Below are 18,752 nucleotides of genomic sequence, written 5' to 3'. Positions count from 1 at the left end.
AATAGGACTATTTATAATTAAGGGCAGAAGGTCAAAAATAACAGTCTATGAATGGAGGTTTTCTCAGGTGAGTGAATTACTTCAGGAAGCTGTCCACGATAAAAGACAAATTTTGATTGATCAATTAATCCAATCAGGGGTGTATAAGATTAAAAATAAGCATCTGTACGAGATGACCCTGAGCGAATTAGAGAAAGAATGTGTAACCATTGGCTTGGCTAATGAGCCTAGCCAACATACTTATATGTAACTTTCAGCTAATTCAAACATATGTAAGTAGAGGATCCGCTCAGGAGAGATTGAGCGGTTTCTTTGTGTTGACTTTAGTTAATCCAATTCTCACCACAAAGGCCAAATTGTCTCTTTCCTAGAATCAAATTGTTAACCGGAGCAAATAATATCCTTATATGTTGTTAACAAAATTTAAAGTATGGGAGAAAACGTTTAATGGAGACAAAAAGCAAAGGACTGTCAGCATGGCAGTTAACGATGATGGCCTTAGGAAGTGTGATTGGAGGTTCCTTCTTTCTAGGATCATCCGTTGCCATCCACGCAGCTGGGCCGTCTATTTTATTGTCCTATATTTTAGCAGGCGTCCTTGTTTATTTAATCTTGTATGCTTTGTCCGAAATGACGGTTGCCGATCCTACTGTCGGATCGTTTAGTAATTTCGCGGCGCGAGAACTTGGTTCAGGATTTGGCTTTGTCGTTGGCTGGCTTTACTGGACAGGTACGATTTTATCGATGTCGAGTGAAGCTACAGCCATTACTATCCTCCTTCGTGAATGGTTTCCCCATTTATCGATTGCTATTTTCGGAAGCATTCTCATTATTGGAGTGACACTGGTCAACTTATTAGGTGCAGACAAGTTTGGGAAGATCGTAAGCGGACTGTCAGGGGTGAAAATCTTTGCCATTGTGTTCTTTATCCTTACTGCAATTGTGTTAATCGCCGGTCTGCTTCCTGGTGCAAGAGCGATCGGGGCAGGGGAGTTAGCAAGAGAGTCAATCATGCCTGGCGGGATTAAGGGCATTGCCGGCAGTATGTTACTCGTGGTTTTTGCATATGCAGGCTTTGAAATCATTGGTCTTGCCGCTTCAGAAGCAAGAGATCCCCGCAATACCATTCCTAAGGCAATTCGGTATACCGTGTTTTCTTTAGTTGGATTGTATATCCTTTATGCGGCAGTGCTTCTGCCACTGATTCCGACCGCTGCTCTAAATGAGACCGTTAGTCCGATGGTGGCATCACTAGACCGATGGGGGATTGGCTGGGCAGGTTCGGCCCTCAATTTGGTTTTGATTTCGGCGAGTTTGTCTGCGATGCTGGCTGCAATCTTTGGGCTTGGCAGAATGATTCGTTCTTTAGTTGATGAGGGACATGCACCGCAATTGCTAAAAGATTTAAGAGATGTACCTTATCGAGGCATACTTTTTTCGGGTCTAGCAATGCTTTTAGGATTGGGCTTCGGTCTGTTGTTCCCTAGAGTCTATTTAGTCTTGATAACCACAAGTGGTTTTACGTTGATTTTTACGTATGCCGTCATTATGGCCAGCCATATCCGGTTTCGCAAAAGGGCGGGCTGCCCGCCAGAAGGGAACTGTCAAGTAAAGGGCTTTCCTTATACCTCGTATATAGCTTTAATAAGCTTAATCATTGTTCTTTTGAGTATGCCATTAATACCGGGTCAAGGGGTAGGGCTCGTGTCAGGAATCATTATGGTGGTTTTGTTTTCAGCTATTTATTTTGTCATGAGATTTCGGACGAATACCCAGAATAAACAGGCAGCTAGGAAAGGAATACAACCAAAACCTGGCCTATTAACAGAATTCTCGGAGGAAATTACTCCAAACCAAAGAAGAAAATAAAGAAAAATAAGTTGTACCAAAAAAGCTGACTCGACCAAGTCGTATCTTACGACAATGCGAGTCAGCTTTTTTTAACGAACGGTTACAATCCCAACGAGTTTCTTTTAACAACATTGCCTATCCATGAATAAGATTAAGGAAAAAGGACCACAAGAATCTGCTGCTATTGGAGGAGAAACAGTGGAAATTGAATACCAATATCGTTTCGGATTACCTAGGCCGATTGTTTGGAAGTATATTAAAAATGAAAAGGTTCTAAAGAATTCACTACCGGGATGCAAGTCAATTTCGGAGACATCACCGGGCGTTTACGTGGGTGAAATGGAAATCAATATGGGACCAATCCAAGATGATTTTAAACTACAAATTCAACTAGCTGAAGAAAATCCGCCTGCCGTATTACGACTCAAGTTAAATGGGAATGGTAATTTGGGACAAATGAAGGGCACAGCCTTACTCATGTTAAAAGAAAACCAAGGTGTAACCCAGTTAACATGTAAGGCAAAAGGTGAGCTGTCGGGGGCACTTGGTTTAGCAGGGAAGAGGCTTTTAGATTCTGGAGTAACCAAGGGAGTAGAGAATTTTTTCCTGCAGCTAGAAAAAGAAATCAAGCGGAAACTTTATGAAATTAAAAAAAGAAACAGATGACGGAGCGGTTGGTAAATCGCTCTTTTTATTTGTATGGAAATGAAAGTACATCCATTCATATTTTACCGATGTTTGGAAAACCTAACCTCAGAAGAACTAATTGGAGGCACTTACTAGTGAAACAATCCAAATTATTTTTACTCATCATGTTAATTCTTCCTTGGTTTTCTATTCCGTTATTAGGAAAGAAAACAGTTAAGAGATTCTGGCCGGCATGCCTTTTTATTGCCATAGTTGTAAGGTTGGAAAGTATAATCGCGAAGAAAAGGCGCTGGTGGTACTTTTATGAAAAAATAATTCCGAACACAGTCGGAGAATTCCCGTTAATTTGGGGCCCTTTCTTTATTGGTTCTATGTGGATATTAAAATTCACCTATGGAAAATTCTGGATTTACACCATAACTAATTTTGTCATTGACACAGCTTTCACCTATCCATTCGTGAGCTTTTTAGAAAAATTCCGAATCGCTTCACTGATCCAGTTGAAGAAATATCAGCTTTCAATGCTCTTTTTTATAAAGTCTTTACTGCTTTATGGCTTTCAGTTTTTAAAAGAAAAACGGTAATTCCTAGCGTGAGGAGTGTTCTACATGGAGGGTCAATCAGAGATCCGTCTGACGGCAGCAGAAATGTCGACATTATGGTCCCAATACATAAATGATTCCAGTGCCAGTTGTGTTAATAGCCACTTTTTACAAAAAGCTACTGATCCTGAAGTACGTTCCATTATTGAATTTACCTTAACTGAGGCGAAAATTCATGTTGAATTTCTAAAGGGTTTTTTTAAAAAAGAAGAATTTCCAATTCCATTTGGCTTTACTGAAAAGGATGTATTGCCGGACGCACCAAAACTGTTTTCCGATACGTTTGTTCTGATGTATTTAAGACAAATGTCCATTTTGGCCATGGCCGCTAGCAGCGCGGCCTTGGGATTAGCTACACGAGAAGATGTGATCTCTTTTCATAAACGAGTTTTACAAACAGCGGTGAAATTACAGGACCTAGCGCGCCAATTGATGTTAAAACAAGGGACATATATCAGACCACCGTTTATTTCAACACCTGATAGAGTGGACTTTGTTGAGAAACAGCAATTTATAAACGGAATCCTGGGAAAAAAAAGAGCTTTGACTTCGATTGAGATTACTCATCTGTTTTTAAATGTACAAACTAATTCAATTGGAAAAGCTTTAATCACTGGGTTTGGTCAGATCGCCAAGAGTGAAGAGGTCAAACAGTTCCTGAAAAGAGGCAAACACATCGCACAGAAACATATGAATATCTTTAGTGATTTTTTAATGAAAGAAGATCTACCGGCACCGATGAGCTGGGATGCTACAGTCATGGATTCCACGGCATCGATATTTTCAGATAAGTTAATGATGTTTATCACATCAGCGATGATTGCTGCTGGAGTGGGAAACTATGGAATGGCAATGGCTGCAAGTCCAAGGAAAGATCTGGCCATTCAGTACGCCTCTTTAATTCCCGAAATTGCCTTGTATGCGGAAGACGGTGCCAATATTTTAATTAAGAATGGCTGGATGGAGGAACCGCCGCAGGCTGACGATAAGGATCAATTAATAAATAGTTAAAAATTAGTCAACAAAAGAAGCATTGCCATTTCCATTGGGAAAAGCAATGCTTCCTTTTACCGCTTAACGGAAGATATTTTTCACTGTTCTGTTAAAGTCGTTCCAAAGGTTGTTGTTGTTTCGGTTACGGCCTTTTGTGTTTAAATCAGTTGAGTAGTTGGTCATTTGACGGAAGAAGTCACGATCGTATGAAACATAGACACGGTGTATGCTCTTGTCTGATGTACGAACTTGATCGGCAATTCGCTGATCAAGAGGTGAAGACACACTGCGATAGTTAGTACCAGTAGTACCATCATTTGTTCCAGCAGTACCGTTATTTGTACCTGTAAAGGTATTATTGTTGTTGGTACCGTTAGTACCGTTGCCATTATTGTTGTTCATGGTACCAGTAGTGCCGGCGTTATTATTGGTGCCGCGAATACCGATTGTACCACGAGTGTTCGAAGCTCCTCCAGCACCAGTGTTTAAGCCAGTATTTGTATTGTCAATCGGATTCACACCTGTTGTACCAGGATAGTTTCCATTAAGACCGGTTCCTGCACCTCGTGCCGTAAGGCGGTTGTCACGTCCATTTGTTCCAGTCGTACCTAAATTATTATTGGTTCCAGTGATGCTAGTTGTTCCCCTCGTACCTGTTGCCCCTGTGTTGTTGCGAGTGTTTGTAGTTCCCGTTCCCGTTTGAAAACGATTATTTTTTAAACGAACAGCAACATAGGCATCATTGTTTCGGATAATAACATGCGCTAAATCTACTTCTTGAAGCTTTTCAACAGCACGACCCGCACGGTTTGAATAGCGTAGGTTGTGAGTATTCGCATTTTGAACACTTAAGCGGTTGTTATTATTATCGTTCCTTACATTGCGAACATCCAGTCTATTGTTGGCGTCATTTCTAAGGTTGTTCTTAGTAGCATTATCAGCACAACCAGTTAAACCGACGAGGGTAGAAGCTAATACGAAAGTAACTAAACCTTTTTTCAAGAACTTCACTCCCTAAAAATAATGTGGTACATATATATCGTCACCTTTCCTGAGGGGAATATTCGAGGCTGGACAAAGGTAAATATTGATATGACCATTGTATCTTTGGGTAGTAAGGGATTCACTTGAATTGTCGAATTATGGTAGGATAAAGAGTGAAATCAAAATGGTAAAATAAAAACGGGGGAACTGCACATGTACAGCTTTAAGAATGACTACAGTGAGGGAGCACATCCTCAAATATTAAAGGCATTAATGGAAACTAATTTAGTTCAAGAAGAAGGATATGGAGAAGACGATTATTCTTTACAGGCAATCGAGCTGATTAAGGGGAAACTGGGACGGACTGACGTAGATGTCCATTTATTAACGGGCGGAACGCAAACGAATCTAACAGCTATTTCAGCCTTTTTAAGACCGCATGAGGCAGCCATTTCCGTGAGTACTGGTCATATTCTTGGCCATGAGACAGGTGCGATTGAGGCAACAGGGCATAAGGTTCTTTCTGTCATTAGTAAAGATGGAAAACTAACGCCGGCGGGTGTGCAAGCCGTGTTAGAGGGTCATCCGGATGAACATATGGTTAAACCAAAACTTGTCTACATATCAAATTCGACCGAAATCGGGTCTATTTACAAAAAAGAAGAGCTGCAGGCGTTACGTGATTTTTGCCGGGAACAGAATCTTATACTATATATGGACGGGGCAAGACTTGGGTCTGCGCTTTGTTCGATAGAAAATGACCTTCAATTATGTGATTTACCTGACCTAGTTGATGCTTTCTATATCGGCGGAACAAAGAATGGGGCTTTGCTCGGCGAGGCTTTAGTGATTTGCCGCGATTCTCTTAAGGAGGATTTTCGTTATCATATTAAGCAAAAAGGGGCGCTCTTGGCGAAGGGAAGATTATTAGGAATCCAATTTCTTGAATTGTTCCGGGATCATTTGTTTTTTGACTTGGCGAATCATGCCAATCGGATGGCTGGGATGCTTTGTGAAGCACTCAAACAAGCTGATGTAAAGTTTTTAACGAATTCTCCTTCGAATCAAATTTTTCCGATTTTACCTCATACGGTGATTGCTGAGTTGGAGAAAAAGTATTCGTTTCATGTTTGGGAGAAGATCGATGCGGATCAATCGGCGATTCGTTTAGTGACTTCATGGGCAACGAAAGAGGAAGAGGTTGTTGGCTTTATTGAGGAATTGAAAAGATGGTTGTAAGGCGGAAAAACAAGTTGGAACTGAAATGAAATGAGGACAAATCGAGTGGCAGGGGTAGCGAAATGGGCCTCATGAAGGCCATTTATTAAAGGTAACTACATAACCGATAAAATGAAAACCAGAGCACTCCTTGAGACGCTCTGGTTTGCTTTATTTAAAATCCTTCCACGTGAAATCAATCGAAAGAACACCAGCGGGTTCTTCATTAAAATCATGATTTTTCGTGGCTGCCTCTGGCTTGCGAAAACAGGCCATACCCTTATAATAGCCAAACATACTACACGCTTTAGGACGGACAGAATAAACCCCGCACCGGTCTTTTTCCAAATCATAAAAAATACAAGTGCCATGAAAGCGGATTTGATGTTCTAACTGATACCGTGTCTTCTGAGGCATCGTTTTGATTTTCTTTCTAATCTTCTTTAATTCCCTTTCTGTAATAGCAACTGGACCACAGCACAACCCTTTGCAGCCCCGACATGGTAATTGCTCCATCTGTTTCCCCATTTCTATGAATCGGTAATTATAGTAATCTTAATAACTACAAAAGGAATATGTTTCCATCTGTATATTTACCATGTTAACGATTACTCGTCAATAAAAAAAACCATCATTTTAACAATGGATGGTTGAAATTATTGGTTTTTATCCTTTTTTGAGTACTTCTCTAGTTTGTTCATTAATTCATTTAACTTTTGTTCGAGAGAATCCAGTTTTTCCTTCTCTTTCTGGATAATTTTTTCGAGTCGGTCTTCCATCGAATTATCATTCAAAGGCATTTTGTCATGACTCATAAGGAATCAGTCCTTTTTTAAAATGATATTTTTTTATAAAAAGAGAGGCTGGACTGATACCTGTATTATATTACCGTTTTTTCTTCTTGGACAGGTCAGCAACTGCAGTTTTACCTTTTGTGACTTTTTCTAAGACCACTTGGACATGAAACTTATTTTCTTCCACATTGGTAACGCTCGAAATCGTTCCTTTTTTGCCTTTTATTTTTAATTCTTCCCCGACGGAAGGGATCCGTTGAAGGAGCTGACTTAATAAGAGGTTTTTGTTTTCAAAAAAATGAACGGCAAACATTTAGTCTCACCTATTTTCATATAGAATGGGGTAGAAATAATCCTCATCTAAATATATGATTATTGTTAAATTAGAGACCATGTTCCTAAAAAATTGTACAAAAAGTATTTTTATGGCAGGATCCCTTTTTATATGAAATTTTGTATATAGTGAATTATGGTCACCAATAAAGGGGGAAAAAGGGATGAACAAAACACCACAACCGCCCTATTATGCTGTCATTTTTACTTCCGAGCGCACAGAAGGGGATAAGGGCTATGGAAAAATGGCAGAAACAATGGAGGAAATAGCGGCGGCACAGCCGGGTTTTTTAGGAATGGAAAGTGCCAGGGATTCACAATTAGGCATTACAGTTTCCTATTGGGATTCAGTAGAAGCGATCGAGGCATGGAAAAATCATGCTGTGCACAGACTTGCCCAGCAAAAAGGCAAAGAGGAATGGTATCAGAATTATACCGTGAGAATTTGTAAAGTGGAGCGAGCTTACTCTTTCACGAAATAGCGGGCTTTAAAAAAGGTAACAGGGAATCCCTTGTTACCTTTTTGTATTAGCGTATCGATCAGTGGGTCTCAGGCTAGGCATCTAACGATTTATTTAGGAAAGATTTTATTAACAAAGTAAACAAACGTATGTTGGTGTAAGGGGGGGGGCATCATCACTAGTTAAGCGTGTCAACTTAACAAGGACTATTTACAATAATGAAAATCTTAGCTACTATTTCAGTAGTGATAAAAGAAAGAGTGATTAGATGCCATTTGATTTAGATCCATCCTTATTAGTTATTTTAATTGTATTTGGCTTTTTAGCCGCATTTATCGATTCAGTTGTCGGCGGGGGCGGACTGATTGCCTTACCGGCCTTGCTATTTACAGGCTTGTCACCTGCGGCAGCGGTGGCCACCAATAAATTAGCAGGAACGATCGGGTCGTTAACCAGTACGATTATGTTCTACCGCTCAGGAAAGCTTGATATCAAGTCCGTATATAAGCTATTTCCTTTAACGTTTATTGGCTCGATGATTGGTGCTTGGACAGTTCATTTGATGAACCCTGAAATCTTGAAGCCTTTGATGCTGATCATGCTCGCGGCTGTTGCGATCTATACCATTTTTAAAAAGGACTGGGGAAGTGTCAACACCAATAAAAAATTATCCTTTCGTGATTTAACGATCTTTCTAATTCTTATATTCGCGATTGGATTCTATGATGGGTTTATCGGTCCGGGAACCGGTTCATTCCTCATATTTGCCTTTTTAATGGTTGGCTTTGACTTTTTAAAAGCAGCAGGAAATGCCAAGTTTTTAAATTTTGGCAGTAATGTTGCCGCACTGCTTATGTTCATGTATTTAGGGCATATCAATTATGCTTATGGCATACCGATGGGGATTGCCCAATTTGCTGGGGCCATCTGCGGCTCAAAATTTGCGATCAAACGTGGAAGTGGTTATGTCCGGGCTTTGTTTATCGTCGTGACCTTTTTACTGCTTGCGAAAAATACATATGATTTTCTTCATTAACAAGAAGCAGGAGGAATCAAGATGGAGACGGAACAATTAAAAATATTCGACCAAGCGCGAAAAGAAATAGGTGTAGCGAGTCGCGAAGAGGTACATAACAAAGGATATTGGCACGAAGTGTTCCATTGTTGGTTTGTAAGCAATGATGATCTCCTTTTACAGCTTCGCAGTGAACGAAAAAAAGAGAATCCGTCTCTCTTCGATATCACCGCAGCAGGTCACCTATTAGCCAATGAAACAGTAGCAGACGGTGTCCGTGAAGTGAAAGAGGAACTAGGTGTCGATGTTGCCTTTGAAGAGTTACGGTCACTAGGAATCATTGATTATTGCTCGATTCAGGGAACGTATATCGATAATGAAATAGCAAACGTATTTTTATATAAATGTCATATGGAGATGGAAGACTTTAATCTTCAAAAAGAAGAAGTGGCAGGGATTGTAAAAGTCGATTTTAACGACTTCTGCCAACTCTGGACGGGAAAGAAAGACGTAATTAGAGTGGCAGGGTATGAAGTAAAAGCAGACGGCAGTAAGCATTTGATCAATCAACTCGTGGGACGAGATCAATTTGTTCCACACCCAGCCGGATATTATCAAACCATTATCGAAAAAATAGACGAAAAAATCAAATAAGGACCAATGAATGAGAGTGTGGAAAACATTCTCACTTTTTTTGAATTGAATAAAATACCATATTTGTCGAAAAATAAACGAATCACTATCGTTTAGGGGTGCAAAATGGAAGGTATATATTTAACGGCTTCAGAAAAGGGCTTTTTATGGGTCAATTATATGGTAGATAGTATGGCTGTTTGTTGTATTAGCTATTATTTGGAGAAGTGCGAGGATGATGAAATCAGGGAAATATTATCGTATGCATTAGATTTGTCTAAAATTCATACAAAGTTTGCTGCTGAAACATTTTCAAAAGAAAATATTCCAGTCCCAATTGGTTTTACTGAGGAAGATGTAAATCTAAATGCTCCTAGATTATTTTCAGATGAATTTGTTCTATTATACCTGCATCATTTAGCTAATTTGGGATTAACGTACTACGCAAAAACACTTTCGATGGTGGCCCGCAGGGATGTTCATGAGTTTTATAAAGAATGCATAAGCTCTTCGACAGAGTTAAATACCAGGACAAAGGAACTGCTTCTCTCCAAGGGATTATACGTGAGACCGCCTTATATTCCTGATCCAGCCCAATCAGAGATCATTCAAAAATTAGGTTATATGAAGGGTTTTTTAGGTGAGAAACGGCCGTTAACATCGTTAGAAATCAGCAATCTTTTCTTTAATTTACAGACACTTGATGTTTGTAAAACTTTACTTATTGCTTTTTCACAAGTAGCAAAATCAAAGGATGTTAGGGATTTTTTAACAAGAGGGAAAGAAATTAGTGAAAAAACGCTCAAAGAATTACGTTCCGTAATGGAAGAGGAAGAATTATCAAGTTCCATGCCTTGGTATACTTTAGTTACAGATACTACTGTATCCCCATTTTCCGACAAATTGATTATGTTTCATGGTGCGGTTCTGACAGGAGCTGGGATTGAACAATATGGTTTTAGTCTAGCAACGATGATGCGCAGAGACGTTGGTGCGCGATATGCACAACTGATAGCTGAAATGATGACATTTTCCGATGATGGCATGAATTTAATGATCAAAAATAAATGGATGGAACAACCTCCAATGGCTGTTGACCGGAAAAAATTAAGAAATTAGTTAGTTCGGATAGCTTGGTGTTAACCAAGCTATTTTTTATGGATATAGGATAATCTGGCTAGGACAAATGAAAAATTGACAAATTAGCTACAAATCAGTATATTTTAAAACTAGGAAATCTAAGTTATCCTTTTATGAAAATATAATTACCAGTTTAATAGATTCCTAAAATGAATTTTTCGAAAGAATACAATAATGATAGTAGGTGTACCATGGAGAGAATGCGACGAAGAAGAAGAGTTAAATGGAAAAGAGTTTTTATATTTTTATTCCTTTTAATGATTATTGGGGTTGGTGCGTTTAGTGCTTATGAGTATACACAGGGAGTTATGCTCGGTAAGGACGGCAACAATAATACAAAAAAAGCGTACGCTTTTAATGGCGAAGAAGTGAAATTTGGAAAAATAAATGTCCTCCTGTTAGGAAGTGACAGCCGTGGGGAAGAGCATTCCAGAACGGATTCAATCATGATTGCCCATTATGACCAAAATACCCATAAAGCTAAGTTGATTTCAATCATGAGAGATACGTATGTCGATATCCCAGGACATGGAAAGCAAAAACTCAATGCTGCGTATGCATTTGGCGGGCCAGAATTACTAAGAAAAACGATCAAAGAAAATTTTAATCTTGATGTAAACTATTATGCAGTTGTTGATTTTAAAGGATTCTCTAAAATTGCAGATATCGTCGCACCTGATGGTATTAAGGTAGATGTACCACATGAAATGTCATCTGGGATTGGGATGACGATAGAGTCAGGAAATCAAGTTTTACATGGTGATAAGTTATTAGGATATGTCCGCTTTAGACATGATAACCTCAGTGATTTTGGCCGAGTTCAACGACAGCAGGAAGTCATTGGAAAACTAAAGGATGAAGCCTTAAGTGTCGGTACCTTAGTAAAGCTTCCTAAAATAATGGGGGTTGTTGGTTCGTATGTTGATACCAATTTAGATAAATCAACGATGTTTTCTTTGGGGAAAGATTTGCTAACCAAGCAATCCGGTGACATAAAAACGATGCGTGTTCCAGTGGATGGTTCTTTTAGAAATGAAACATTTGATGGTATTGGAGCAGTCCTCCGCATCAACCTGGATGAAAACCAGTCGGCTATAAATGAATTTTTAGCATCGTAAATCGAGCAGATAGGCAAGAAAACACTTACCAAGAGTAAGTGTTTTTTTGTGATCCAGCTATTCCTAATCGGTCAAGAATTAATTAACAAGTCGAGATGTTCGTTTACCTGTGGATAAATGTCAGGATGAAGGTAGTGTCCAATTCTGGCCAACCCGTTTAATAGGCGGGGGGATGGCCTGCAAAAAAGAGGTTCATCGAGAATATAGAGTTGTTTGTTTTTAATGGCGTTCATTTGGCACCAGCCTGGACGTTTGAGGATGACCTTTGGGTTTACTTTCTTTTTGTGAACACCTACCCATACAACGCAGATAACGTCCGGATTTCGGCTTTTTACATCCTCCCAATCTGTTTGGACACTTGCTACAGAATGATCGTCAAAAATATTTCGTCCACCGGCAAGCCTGCTCATTTCGGTCAACCAGTTTCCAGCACCTGGAGTGAATATGGGCTTTGCCCACCATTCCCAATAAAGTGTTTTTCGTTTTGTTACTTGCAGGCTTAAAGAGTCGTAGGTTTGAAGAATACGCGTAAATCTTTCATAAAGCTGGTGAGCTTTGTCAGCGGTATTGGTTGCTTTTCCGACAAACAAAAGACAGTCTGCAACCTCTTGCAAGGTTTGTGGATTCGGAACAATGACATATGGGATCTGGCGTTTTTCCATTTCCGAAATATTGCGTTCCATCCCTGGAACGGAAAGGGAGGCTAAAACCAAATCAGGCTGTAACTTTTCTAATTTATCCATATCTATGTCCAAATCTGGTCCTAGCCTTGGTAATCCATTGATTGCTTCAGGCCAGTCAGAAAATTGATCTATCCCGATTAAGGAAGAAGTTAACCCTAAATAAGCTGCTAATTCGGTATTACTTGGACAAATCGAAATCAATTTCATATGCGATCTCCCATCTATACGATCTTATAACTATTATAATAAAACCTTTTTCAATTTGGACATAATCAAAATTAAATAAAGAAGAGTGTATACGACATAGGGAAAGAATGGCCTTCTGGAAAAAGAGTCAATATTTTGCCCTTGCAATCGACCCTATAATATGATTTTATTATGTAGTAAAAAACGCATATAAAAATGAAGGAGCAGGAAAAAAATGAAGTTTCCTAAAAATATTTTACTAGATTCTGTTGCCGAACGTAAAAACCATCAAAGTTACGGACTCGAATTTGTCCAGGAACTTGGACATGATGATGCTGGTTATTCTGAGATGGTCGTGATTATTTTCAAATATAAAGATAAATTTTATAGTGTTGATATCCAACATGTAAATGGAGAGAACAATTATGACCACTGGGAAGAGGAAGTTGAATGTCCAGAGGTAGTGAGGAAAGAGGCTATTCAATATTATTGGGAAGAAGTTAAATAATATATAATACTAGTTTCTTAAGCTTAGAAGGGGCTTTACTAGAAAAGGGGGACGTCTAGAAAAGGACGTTCCTTTTTCTGGTTTTTCAGGGACATTTCAGCACTACATAGAACTAAATATCTAAATGAATTTTAGCTAGAATTAGTACTTAATATCCAGATGTCAGAATATCTTTTTACGTATAACTTGGCTATAAGCTATATGGAGGAGAGATATCGGGTGGGAAAATATGATGTGATTATCGTGGGAAGCGGCCATAATGCGTTAATAGCAGCGGCCTATTTAACCCGCGCAGGCCGTAGTGTGCTAGTGTTAGAGAAAAATGATCGTCCAGGCGGTTTTCTGCGCACTGAGGAGCTGACGTTACCCGGATTCAAGCACGATGTCTTTGCAGCAGCGCATCCGCTCTTTACCACCGGCCCCGCGTATGCTGAACTTAGAGAGGACTTAGAAAAGCGGGGACTAAACTATTTAAATACGGATTTGCCTACTGGTGTATCGATGGAAGACGGCCAGACCGCGGTTTTGCCGACTTCGTTTGCAGCACTCATGGAAGAAGCAGAGAGGCTTGCTCCTGGTGATGGTTCGGCTTTGGCTGCCATGTTTGAACAGTTAAATCCTTATGTGAACGATGTATTCGGTTTATTTAACATGGATCTATCAAGTCCTGAAGCCTCTCCTATTATTAAGCGATTGTTACATGAAGAGGGTGGAGCTGGTTATTCGCCTTTTGCGGCATCTCTTGTCACAACAGCTCGACATACCGTTAGTTCCCTTAAGTCACCGGTAACGAGGGCTATGCTCGCATCTTGGGTCACACATCTGGGGCGAACGCCGGATGAAGTAGGGAGCGGTGTTTGGGTGCCGCTGACGACAATGGCACTGATGGGTGGCGGTATGCCTACTCCGGAAGGCGGCAGTGAAAAACTGATTCACGCCTTGGTCCAATTAATAAAGGACCAGGGTGGGGAGATTCTAACCCAATCTCTAGTTGAGCGAATTTTAGTGGAAAAGGGGAAAGCAGTGGGTGTTCGGACAGCTAAAGGAAGAAAATACTATGCTAAGCAGGCCGTGGTAGCCACGACTACACCTGATCAACTTTATCTCTCCCTCTTAAAGGATACGGAAATCTCACCGCCGCTGCGTGCCCAAGCAGAAAAGTTTCGTTATGGCCGCGGCTGTGTACAGATTCATTTAGCTCTTAATGAACCGCCACAGTGGCCGGATGAACGATTCCATCGTGTTGGTCAGCCGCATCTAACGGACGGATTGGACGGATTTACAATGGCGATTGCTCAGGGGATGGCTGATCTGCTGCCAGCTAAACCAACTTTCACGGTTGACTGTTCGACAAATATTGACCCCACTCGTGCCCCGGAAGGCAAAGCCATCATGCGGCTGCAGGTATTGGAAGTGCCGATTCGTCCACGCGGGGATGCGGCTAATCAAATTGAGGTGGGGGACGGAACCTGGACGCATGATTTAACAGAGAGGTTTACCGAACGGGTACTAGATGTAGTGAGCAGACATATTCCGAACATTCCTAGTGCGGTTATTGGTAAATATGTCGTTACACCTGATACGATCGCAAGATTTAACCCAAATTCAGGACCTGGGGATCCATATGGCGGGGCACACGATTTGGCGCAGAGCTATCTGTTTAGACCCCTCCCAGGGCAGCCTGGTCATCACACCGCCGTTCCAAATGTCTATATGCTTGGTGCCGCGACCTGGCCAGGACATGGAGTGAATGGCGGTTCCGGGTATATTGTCGCTAAGAAACTGTTGGCACAGTAATACTGTTTTTGTTCCTATGTTGATAGTGATTTAGAGACTCTATTTCTGATTTTGGAAATAGGGTTTTTTCTTTTTTTAAGACTTCTTCTTGAGAAAAGGTTGCTAAAGGTGTAAAAAAATTTTCTCCTATCAGTTAAATAGGAATCACATTTGCAAACATTGATCATATAGTAACTTCTGTGCCAGAAAAGTTAGGAAGGAAGTATGACAATGAACAACAAGCTAGTAATAACACCACAGAAAAACGATAACAAAAATGGAGGGAATGGATATAAAATTATTGAATTTAATGTCTCTGATCCAACCGAGAACTTATTTGCCGTTGTTACCCCAATTAAAAAGCAATAAAAGAAGCACGGGGACGGTTCTCATGCTTCTAAAGAAGCACAAGAACCGTCCCCGTGTTTTTACGCTCGATTCTTCGTCCTGCCGGTTATAAATTTGAAGATGATGACTATGGCAGCCACTACTAATAGAAGGTGGATAAGTCCTCCGGCAATATGGAATACAAGCCCAAGTACCCAGAATAATAGTAATAACCCGACAATTGTCCAAATCATTAAAATCCCTTCTTTCTTAAGAAATGGTTTGATATGTATCATACCCATATTTTAATAAAGTAAATCAACCATAGTCGACGTATCTTTTTACTTCAATCTATTTCGATGAAATCTGATTATCATTATGGTAATTTAAAGATAGACTTGAAAGGAGAGATAGTGATGGGGAAATCAATTCCAGAAATTACACTAAATGATGGGCTGACATTACCAGTTATTGGTTTAGGAACGTATCAGCTTAAAGGGAATGAAGGTGTCAAATCGATCTTAGCTGCGATTGATACCGGCTATCGATTGATAGATTCAGCTTATAATTATGAAAATGAGGGAACAGTAGGGGAAGCCGTTCGCCGAAGTTCTGTTCCAAGAGAACAATTAAAGATTACCTCCAAACTGCCAGGCCGCTATCAAACCTATGATAAGGCTGTTACAACAATTCAAGAATCATTATATCGAGCAAATTTAGATTATTATGATGTCTATCTAATTCATTGGCCAAATCCAAAGCAAGAGACCTATGTTGAGGCTTGGCAGGCTTTAATTGACGCCAAAAAATGGGGTCTGATTCGTTCGATTGGTGTTTGCAATTTCCTGCCTGAACATCTTGAGCGTTTAGAAAAGGAAACAGGCGTAAAACCGAGCATGAACCAAATAGAATTACATCCATTTTTCAATCAAGCCTCACAAAGAAGCTGGCACAATGGAAACAATATTGTAACCGAATCCTGGAGTCCATTAGCACGGGCAAATGAAGTGTTTCAAAATGATACCCTTCAGCAAATTGCCGAACACCATCATAAATCGATTTCACAGATTATTTTACGTTGGCATTATCAACTGGGGGCCATTTCAATCCCTAAATCTGGATCACCGGAACGGCAGCTTGAAAATATCTCGATATTTGATTTTTCCTTAGATGAAACAGAAATGAACATAATATCAGGATTAACTCGCCCGGATGGAAGAATCAACAATCAAGATCCCGCTACATACGAAGAATTCTAGAAGAATGGAGCATGGGGACGGTTCTCATGCTTCGAAGGAAGCATAAGAACCGTCCCCATGCTTCGAATGTTTCTTTTTCCTTGTATACACATGCTATCCAGTAATATACTAACTAAGGTCATATTAGAAATAGAAATACGGGAGGAATTATTCACTTGGGTACTACTGAAACAACAAACAAGGTTATTCGAACAACACCGATATTTGCGGTTTTATTAGCTGGGGCTTTTGTGGCATTTTTGAATCAAACCGTCATTAATGTAGCATTGCCAAAAATTATGGACAATTTTGATATCTCAGCTTCTACCGCAAACTGGTTGAGTACCATCTTTATGTTAACCAATGGGATTGTGATCCCGGTTACGGCGTTTTTAATGGAAAGATATACAACAAGGCAATTATTTTTATTCTCGATGGGTGTATTTGCAGTTGGTACGTTTATTTGTGCGATTGCACCTACTTTTAATATCATCTTAATTGGCCGTGTTGTCCAGGCAATCGGGGCAGGCATTCTATTTCCATTAATAACAAATGTTATTTTTACGATTTTTCCAATTGAACGGCGCGGGTTCGCGATGGGGATTTTTGGTGTTGCTATGAACTTTGCTCCAGCAATCGGTCCAACTTGGGCAGGGTGGGTCATTGAAACCTACTCGTGGCATACGATGTTTTATATCATTGCACCGGTTGCAGTGATCGACTTTATATTAGCTATTTTCTTTGTAAAAAATGTGACAGAAACAAGCCGTCCAAAATTAGATGTTCTTGGTGTGATTTTATCGACGATTGGATTTGGCGGTTTACTTTATGGTTTTTCGACAGGAGGAACCAAAGGGTGGACCGATCCGGAGGTCGTTACTTTGTTTGTCATCGGAGGAATAAGCCTCGTTCTGTTCGTGTGGCGTCAATTAACGGTGGGTCATCCTATTCTAGAATTCCGGATTTTCAAGTATCGTATGTTTACGTTAACCACGATTATTAACGTGATTGTCACGATGGCGATGTTCTCAGGAATGATTTTAATGCCGATTTATATGCAAAATATCCATGGTTTCACCCCGCTTGAGGCAGGTTTCATGCTCCTCCCAGGCGGCATCGTGATGGGGATCATGTCACCCATCACTGGGAAGTTGTTCGATCGATATGGTGCAAGATGGTTAGCAATCGTTGGCTTAGCGATCACGATTGTAACTACTTATGCACTAACAAAGCTTCATACGAATACATCATATACTTATGTTTTATGGATTTATACGGCACGGATGTTTGGAATGTCAATCCTAATGATGCCGATTTTTACAGCGGGTCTCAATGATTTGGGACTTAGTTTAAATCGATATGGTACCGCGATGGTGAACACGTTAAGGATGGTGGCAGGGGCAGTTGGCATGGCCTTTTTTGTCTCTATCATGACCAATCAAGGGAAAGAACATATGGAATCTATTTTGAGTCGGGAACAGATTTCTCCGACGGATAAGGTTCATATGGCGATGGCTATTAAACAGGGAACCGTAATGGGGATCGATGATGCCTTTATGATTGCCACCTATTTATCGATTGCTGCCTTTATTTTAGCTTTCTTTATCCGCCGACCTGGTAAAAAGGAAGAAGCACCAATCCAAAAGAAGGCCATAAAAAAAGTACCGCAGATGCAGTAACTTAAATAAAATCAACACACGAATTGACGTATGATTAACATACGTCAATTTTCTTGTGATTATTTCATGTCAAAAACAGGAACATGGAACCATAAAAGTAGAAACACAATAATTGGGACTGATAGAATGTAGGCTAATATTGGTCTTTTATGTGCAGCAACAACATGGGAACCATAAGGCACGCAAACACAATCGACCCGCCATAAGTCCAGCCGTGACTGTAAACACAAAAACCATTGATTACCATAAATAGTTCGAAAATTAACCATAAAACAATCCAAAGTAAAATATAAAGAATTTGCTTCCTAACGTTATTTTTAGGGAACCGAAATAAAAAAATTAACATCGTACTGGGATACATTGTAAACATGATATAAAGATTATTCGTTAAGTGGTTGGGTAGTAAATTGGGTGGGTGAGGATAGGTCCATAACGAATAATCCCAAGTAAACAAGTTATAAAGCATGTCACCAAGAATGAAATATTGAATTGTGTGGAGATAACCCAATTTTTCCAATCTCCCCACTTGCATGCACTGAGGATTGTGATAATACCCATCATAATA

Annotated in this window: 23 protein-coding genes; 16 read left to right on the top strand and 7 right to left on the bottom strand. The window is 39.9% G+C overall.

Annotated features, from left to right (window positions below; all coding sequences use genetic code 11):
- Positions 1-67 precede the first annotated feature (67 nt).
- The 5 genes from ACZ9EE_RS03730 to ACZ9EE_RS03710 all read left to right on the top strand — a co-directional run bounded on the left by ACZ9EE_RS03730 (position 68) and on the right by ACZ9EE_RS03710 (position 4,112).
- Positions 68-250 carry a Fur-regulated basic protein FbpA gene (locus ACZ9EE_RS03730; RefSeq protein WP_476025341.1) on the top strand — a complete coding sequence of 61 codons (183 nt, stop codon included), beginning with the start codon at positions 68-70 and terminating at the stop codon, positions 248-250.
- A gap of 197 nt (positions 251-447) precedes the next feature.
- Entirely contained in the window at positions 448-1,869 is a 1,422-nt protein-coding gene (locus ACZ9EE_RS03725; protein ID WP_476025340.1) for an amino acid permease, read from the top strand.
- Positions 1,870-1,992: 123 nt separating this feature from the next.
- A complete protein-coding gene (locus tag ACZ9EE_RS03720; protein ID WP_476025339.1) occupies positions 1,993-2,517 on the top strand; it encodes an SRPBCC domain-containing protein in 525 nt (174 codons plus the stop codon).
- Complete coding sequence (locus ACZ9EE_RS03715; protein WP_476025338.1) at positions 2,514-3,083, top strand: hypothetical protein; 570 nt, start codon at positions 2,514-2,516, stop codon at positions 3,081-3,083. The genes ACZ9EE_RS03720 and ACZ9EE_RS03715 overlap by 4 nt, the downstream gene beginning before the upstream one ends.
- Before the next feature lie 24 nt (positions 3,084-3,107).
- Complete coding sequence (locus ACZ9EE_RS03710; RefSeq protein ID WP_476025337.1) at positions 3,108-4,112, top strand: DUF3231 family protein; 1,005 nt, start codon at positions 3,108-3,110, stop codon at positions 4,110-4,112.
- Positions 4,113-4,175: 63 nt separating this feature from the next.
- Here ACZ9EE_RS03710 and ACZ9EE_RS03705 read toward each other — a convergent pair whose 3' ends face one another.
- Positions 4,176-5,096 carry a YhcN/YlaJ family sporulation lipoprotein gene (locus tag ACZ9EE_RS03705; protein WP_476025336.1) on the bottom strand — a complete coding sequence of 307 codons (921 nt, stop codon included), beginning with the start codon at positions 5,094-5,096 and terminating at the stop codon, positions 4,176-4,178.
- Positions 5,097-5,291: 195 nt separating this feature from the next.
- Here ACZ9EE_RS03705 and ACZ9EE_RS03700 point away from each other — a divergent pair, with 195 nt between their 5' ends.
- Positions 5,292-6,317, top strand: a complete 1,026-nt coding sequence (locus tag ACZ9EE_RS03700) for a threonine aldolase family protein (RefSeq protein ID WP_476025335.1) — start codon at positions 5,292-5,294, stop codon at positions 6,315-6,317.
- A gap of 150 nt (positions 6,318-6,467) precedes the next feature.
- Here ACZ9EE_RS03700 and ACZ9EE_RS03695 read toward each other — a convergent pair whose 3' ends face one another.
- The 3 genes from ACZ9EE_RS03695 to ACZ9EE_RS03685 all read right to left on the bottom strand — a co-directional run bounded on the left by ACZ9EE_RS03695 (position 6,468) and on the right by ACZ9EE_RS03685 (position 7,403).
- Entirely contained in the window at positions 6,468-6,812 is a 345-nt protein-coding gene (locus tag ACZ9EE_RS03695) for a YkgJ family cysteine cluster protein (RefSeq protein ID WP_476025334.1), read from the bottom strand.
- A 140-nt stretch (positions 6,813-6,952) separates the two neighbouring features.
- On the bottom strand, positions 6,953-7,111 hold the full coding sequence (locus ACZ9EE_RS03690) for a hypothetical protein (RefSeq protein ID WP_476025333.1): 159 nt from the start codon (positions 7,109-7,111) through the stop codon (positions 6,953-6,955).
- A gap of 70 nt (positions 7,112-7,181) precedes the next feature.
- Positions 7,182-7,403 (bottom strand): hypothetical protein, encoded by a 222-nt coding sequence (locus ACZ9EE_RS03685; RefSeq protein WP_476025332.1) that lies wholly within the window; start codon positions 7,401-7,403, stop codon positions 7,182-7,184.
- A gap of 184 nt (positions 7,404-7,587) precedes the next feature.
- Between ACZ9EE_RS03685 and ACZ9EE_RS03680 the strand changes: the two genes are divergently transcribed.
- The 5 genes from ACZ9EE_RS03680 (at position 7,588) to ACZ9EE_RS03660 (ending at position 11,790) form a co-directional block, all read left to right on the top strand.
- The gene (locus ACZ9EE_RS03680) at positions 7,588-7,905 is read left to right on the top strand and encodes an antibiotic biosynthesis monooxygenase family protein (protein WP_476025331.1); all 318 of its coding nucleotides are present in this window, start codon (positions 7,588-7,590) and stop codon (positions 7,903-7,905) included.
- A 247-nt stretch (positions 7,906-8,152) separates the two neighbouring features.
- Positions 8,153-8,920, top strand: coding sequence for a TSUP family transporter (locus ACZ9EE_RS03675; RefSeq protein ID WP_476025330.1), 768 nt, complete (start codon positions 8,153-8,155; stop codon positions 8,918-8,920).
- 21 nt (positions 8,921-8,941) lie between these two features.
- Positions 8,942-9,553, top strand: coding sequence for an NUDIX hydrolase (locus ACZ9EE_RS03670; protein ID WP_476025329.1), 612 nt, complete (start codon positions 8,942-8,944; stop codon positions 9,551-9,553).
- Between the two features lie 105 nt (positions 9,554-9,658).
- Complete coding sequence (locus tag ACZ9EE_RS03665; RefSeq protein WP_476025328.1) at positions 9,659-10,651, top strand: DUF3231 family protein; 993 nt, start codon at positions 9,659-9,661, stop codon at positions 10,649-10,651.
- 170 nt (positions 10,652-10,821) lie between these two features.
- Positions 10,822-11,790, top strand: coding sequence for an LCP family protein (locus tag ACZ9EE_RS03660; RefSeq protein WP_476025327.1), 969 nt, complete (start codon positions 10,822-10,824; stop codon positions 11,788-11,790).
- A 71-nt stretch (positions 11,791-11,861) separates the two neighbouring features.
- On the opposite strand, the gene ACZ9EE_RS03655 is transcribed toward ACZ9EE_RS03660, so the two are convergent.
- The gene (locus ACZ9EE_RS03655) at positions 11,862-12,680 is read right to left on the bottom strand and encodes a cobalamin-binding protein (protein ID WP_476025326.1); all 819 of its coding nucleotides are present in this window, start codon (positions 12,678-12,680) and stop codon (positions 11,862-11,864) included.
- Between the two features lie 214 nt (positions 12,681-12,894).
- Here ACZ9EE_RS03655 and ACZ9EE_RS03650 point away from each other — a divergent pair, with 214 nt between their 5' ends.
- The 3 genes from ACZ9EE_RS03650 to ACZ9EE_RS03640 all read left to right on the top strand — a co-directional run bounded on the left by ACZ9EE_RS03650 (position 12,895) and on the right by ACZ9EE_RS03640 (position 15,312).
- Complete coding sequence (locus ACZ9EE_RS03650) at positions 12,895-13,167, top strand: hypothetical protein (RefSeq protein WP_476025325.1); 273 nt, start codon at positions 12,895-12,897, stop codon at positions 13,165-13,167.
- Positions 13,168-13,386: 219 nt separating this feature from the next.
- A complete protein-coding gene (locus ACZ9EE_RS03645; RefSeq protein ID WP_476025324.1) occupies positions 13,387-14,964 on the top strand; it encodes a phytoene desaturase family protein in 1,578 nt (525 codons plus the stop codon).
- Positions 14,965-15,174: 210 nt separating this feature from the next.
- Positions 15,175-15,312: a hypothetical protein gene (locus ACZ9EE_RS03640; protein ID WP_476025323.1), complete on the top strand. Its 138-nt coding sequence runs from the start codon at positions 15,175-15,177 to the stop codon at positions 15,310-15,312.
- 59 nt (positions 15,313-15,371) lie between these two features.
- On the opposite strand, the gene ACZ9EE_RS03635 is transcribed toward ACZ9EE_RS03640, so the two are convergent.
- Entirely contained in the window at positions 15,372-15,572 is a 201-nt protein-coding gene (locus ACZ9EE_RS03635; protein ID WP_476025322.1) for a lmo0937 family membrane protein, read from the bottom strand.
- A 114-nt stretch (positions 15,573-15,686) separates the two neighbouring features.
- Between ACZ9EE_RS03635 and ACZ9EE_RS03630 the strand changes: the two genes are divergently transcribed.
- Together ACZ9EE_RS03630 and ACZ9EE_RS03625 are read left to right on the top strand one after the other, a co-directional pair.
- Positions 15,687-16,529 (top strand): aldo/keto reductase, encoded by an 843-nt coding sequence (locus tag ACZ9EE_RS03630; RefSeq protein WP_476025321.1) that lies wholly within the window; start codon positions 15,687-15,689, stop codon positions 16,527-16,529.
- A gap of 155 nt (positions 16,530-16,684) precedes the next feature.
- Entirely contained in the window at positions 16,685-18,187 is a 1,503-nt protein-coding gene (locus ACZ9EE_RS03625) for a DHA2 family efflux MFS transporter permease subunit (RefSeq protein ID WP_476025320.1), read from the top strand.
- A 133-nt stretch (positions 18,188-18,320) separates the two neighbouring features.
- On the opposite strand, the gene ACZ9EE_RS03620 is transcribed toward ACZ9EE_RS03625, so the two are convergent.
- Positions 18,321-18,719 (bottom strand): CBO0543 family protein, encoded by a 399-nt coding sequence (locus tag ACZ9EE_RS03620; RefSeq protein ID WP_476025319.1) that lies wholly within the window; start codon positions 18,717-18,719, stop codon positions 18,321-18,323.
- Positions 18,720-18,752: the final 33 nt, after the last annotated feature.

This window comes from Bacillus sp. URHA0034 (assembly GCF_056280405.1).
Note: the sequence above shows the minus strand (reverse complement) of the source record. Positions and strands in the feature narration are given on the sequence as shown.

Bases quoted from the DNA above. Each gene is read 5' to 3' on its own strand.
- ACZ9EE_RS03690 (WP_476025333.1), bottom strand. From the start codon at position 7,111: ATGAGTCATGACAAAATGCCTTTGAATGATAATTCGATGGAAGACCGA.
- ACZ9EE_RS03675 (WP_476025330.1), top strand. From the start codon at position 8,153: ATGCCATTTGATTTAGATCCATCCTTATTAGTTATTTTAATTGTATTT.
- ACZ9EE_RS03665 (WP_476025328.1), top strand. From the start codon at position 9,659: ATGGAAGGTATATATTTAACGGCTTCAGAAAAGGGCTTTTTATGGGTC.
- ACZ9EE_RS03710 (WP_476025337.1), top strand. From the start codon at position 3,108: ATGGAGGGTCAATCAGAGATCCGTCTGACGGCAGCAGAAATGTCGACA.
- ACZ9EE_RS03700 (WP_476025335.1), top strand. From the start codon at position 5,292: ATGTACAGCTTTAAGAATGACTACAGTGAGGGAGCACATCCTCAAATA.
- ACZ9EE_RS03720 (WP_476025339.1), top strand. From the start codon at position 1,993: ATGAATAAGATTAAGGAAAAAGGACCACAAGAATCTGCTGCTATTGGA.
- ACZ9EE_RS03725 (WP_476025340.1), top strand. From the start codon at position 448: ATGGAGACAAAAAGCAAAGGACTGTCAGCATGGCAGTTAACGATGATG.
- ACZ9EE_RS03640 (WP_476025323.1), top strand. From the start codon at position 15,175: ATGAACAACAAGCTAGTAATAACACCACAGAAAAACGATAACAAAAAT.
- ACZ9EE_RS03620 (WP_476025319.1), bottom strand. From the start codon at position 18,719: ATGCAAGTGGGGAGATTGGAAAAATTGGGTTATCTCCACACAATTCAA.
- ACZ9EE_RS03660 (WP_476025327.1), top strand. From the start codon at position 10,822: ATGAATTTTTCGAAAGAATACAATAATGATAGTAGGTGTACCATGGAG.
- ACZ9EE_RS03670 (WP_476025329.1), top strand. From the start codon at position 8,942: ATGGAGACGGAACAATTAAAAATATTCGACCAAGCGCGAAAAGAAATA.
- ACZ9EE_RS03635 (WP_476025322.1), bottom strand. From the start codon at position 15,572: ATGGGTATGATACATATCAAACCATTTCTTAAGAAAGAAGGGATTTTA.
- ACZ9EE_RS03680 (WP_476025331.1), top strand. From the start codon at position 7,588: ATGAACAAAACACCACAACCGCCCTATTATGCTGTCATTTTTACTTCC.
- ACZ9EE_RS03695 (WP_476025334.1), bottom strand. From the start codon at position 6,812: ATGGAGCAATTACCATGTCGGGGCTGCAAAGGGTTGTGCTGTGGTCCA.
- ACZ9EE_RS03685 (WP_476025332.1), bottom strand. From the start codon at position 7,403: ATGTTTGCCGTTCATTTTTTTGAAAACAAAAACCTCTTATTAAGTCAG.
- ACZ9EE_RS03650 (WP_476025325.1), top strand. From the start codon at position 12,895: ATGAAGTTTCCTAAAAATATTTTACTAGATTCTGTTGCCGAACGTAAA.
- ACZ9EE_RS03630 (WP_476025321.1), top strand. From the start codon at position 15,687: ATGGGGAAATCAATTCCAGAAATTACACTAAATGATGGGCTGACATTA.
- ACZ9EE_RS03655 (WP_476025326.1), bottom strand. From the start codon at position 12,680: ATGAAATTGATTTCGATTTGTCCAAGTAATACCGAATTAGCAGCTTAT.
- ACZ9EE_RS03715 (WP_476025338.1), top strand. From the start codon at position 2,514: ATGACGGAGCGGTTGGTAAATCGCTCTTTTTATTTGTATGGAAATGAA.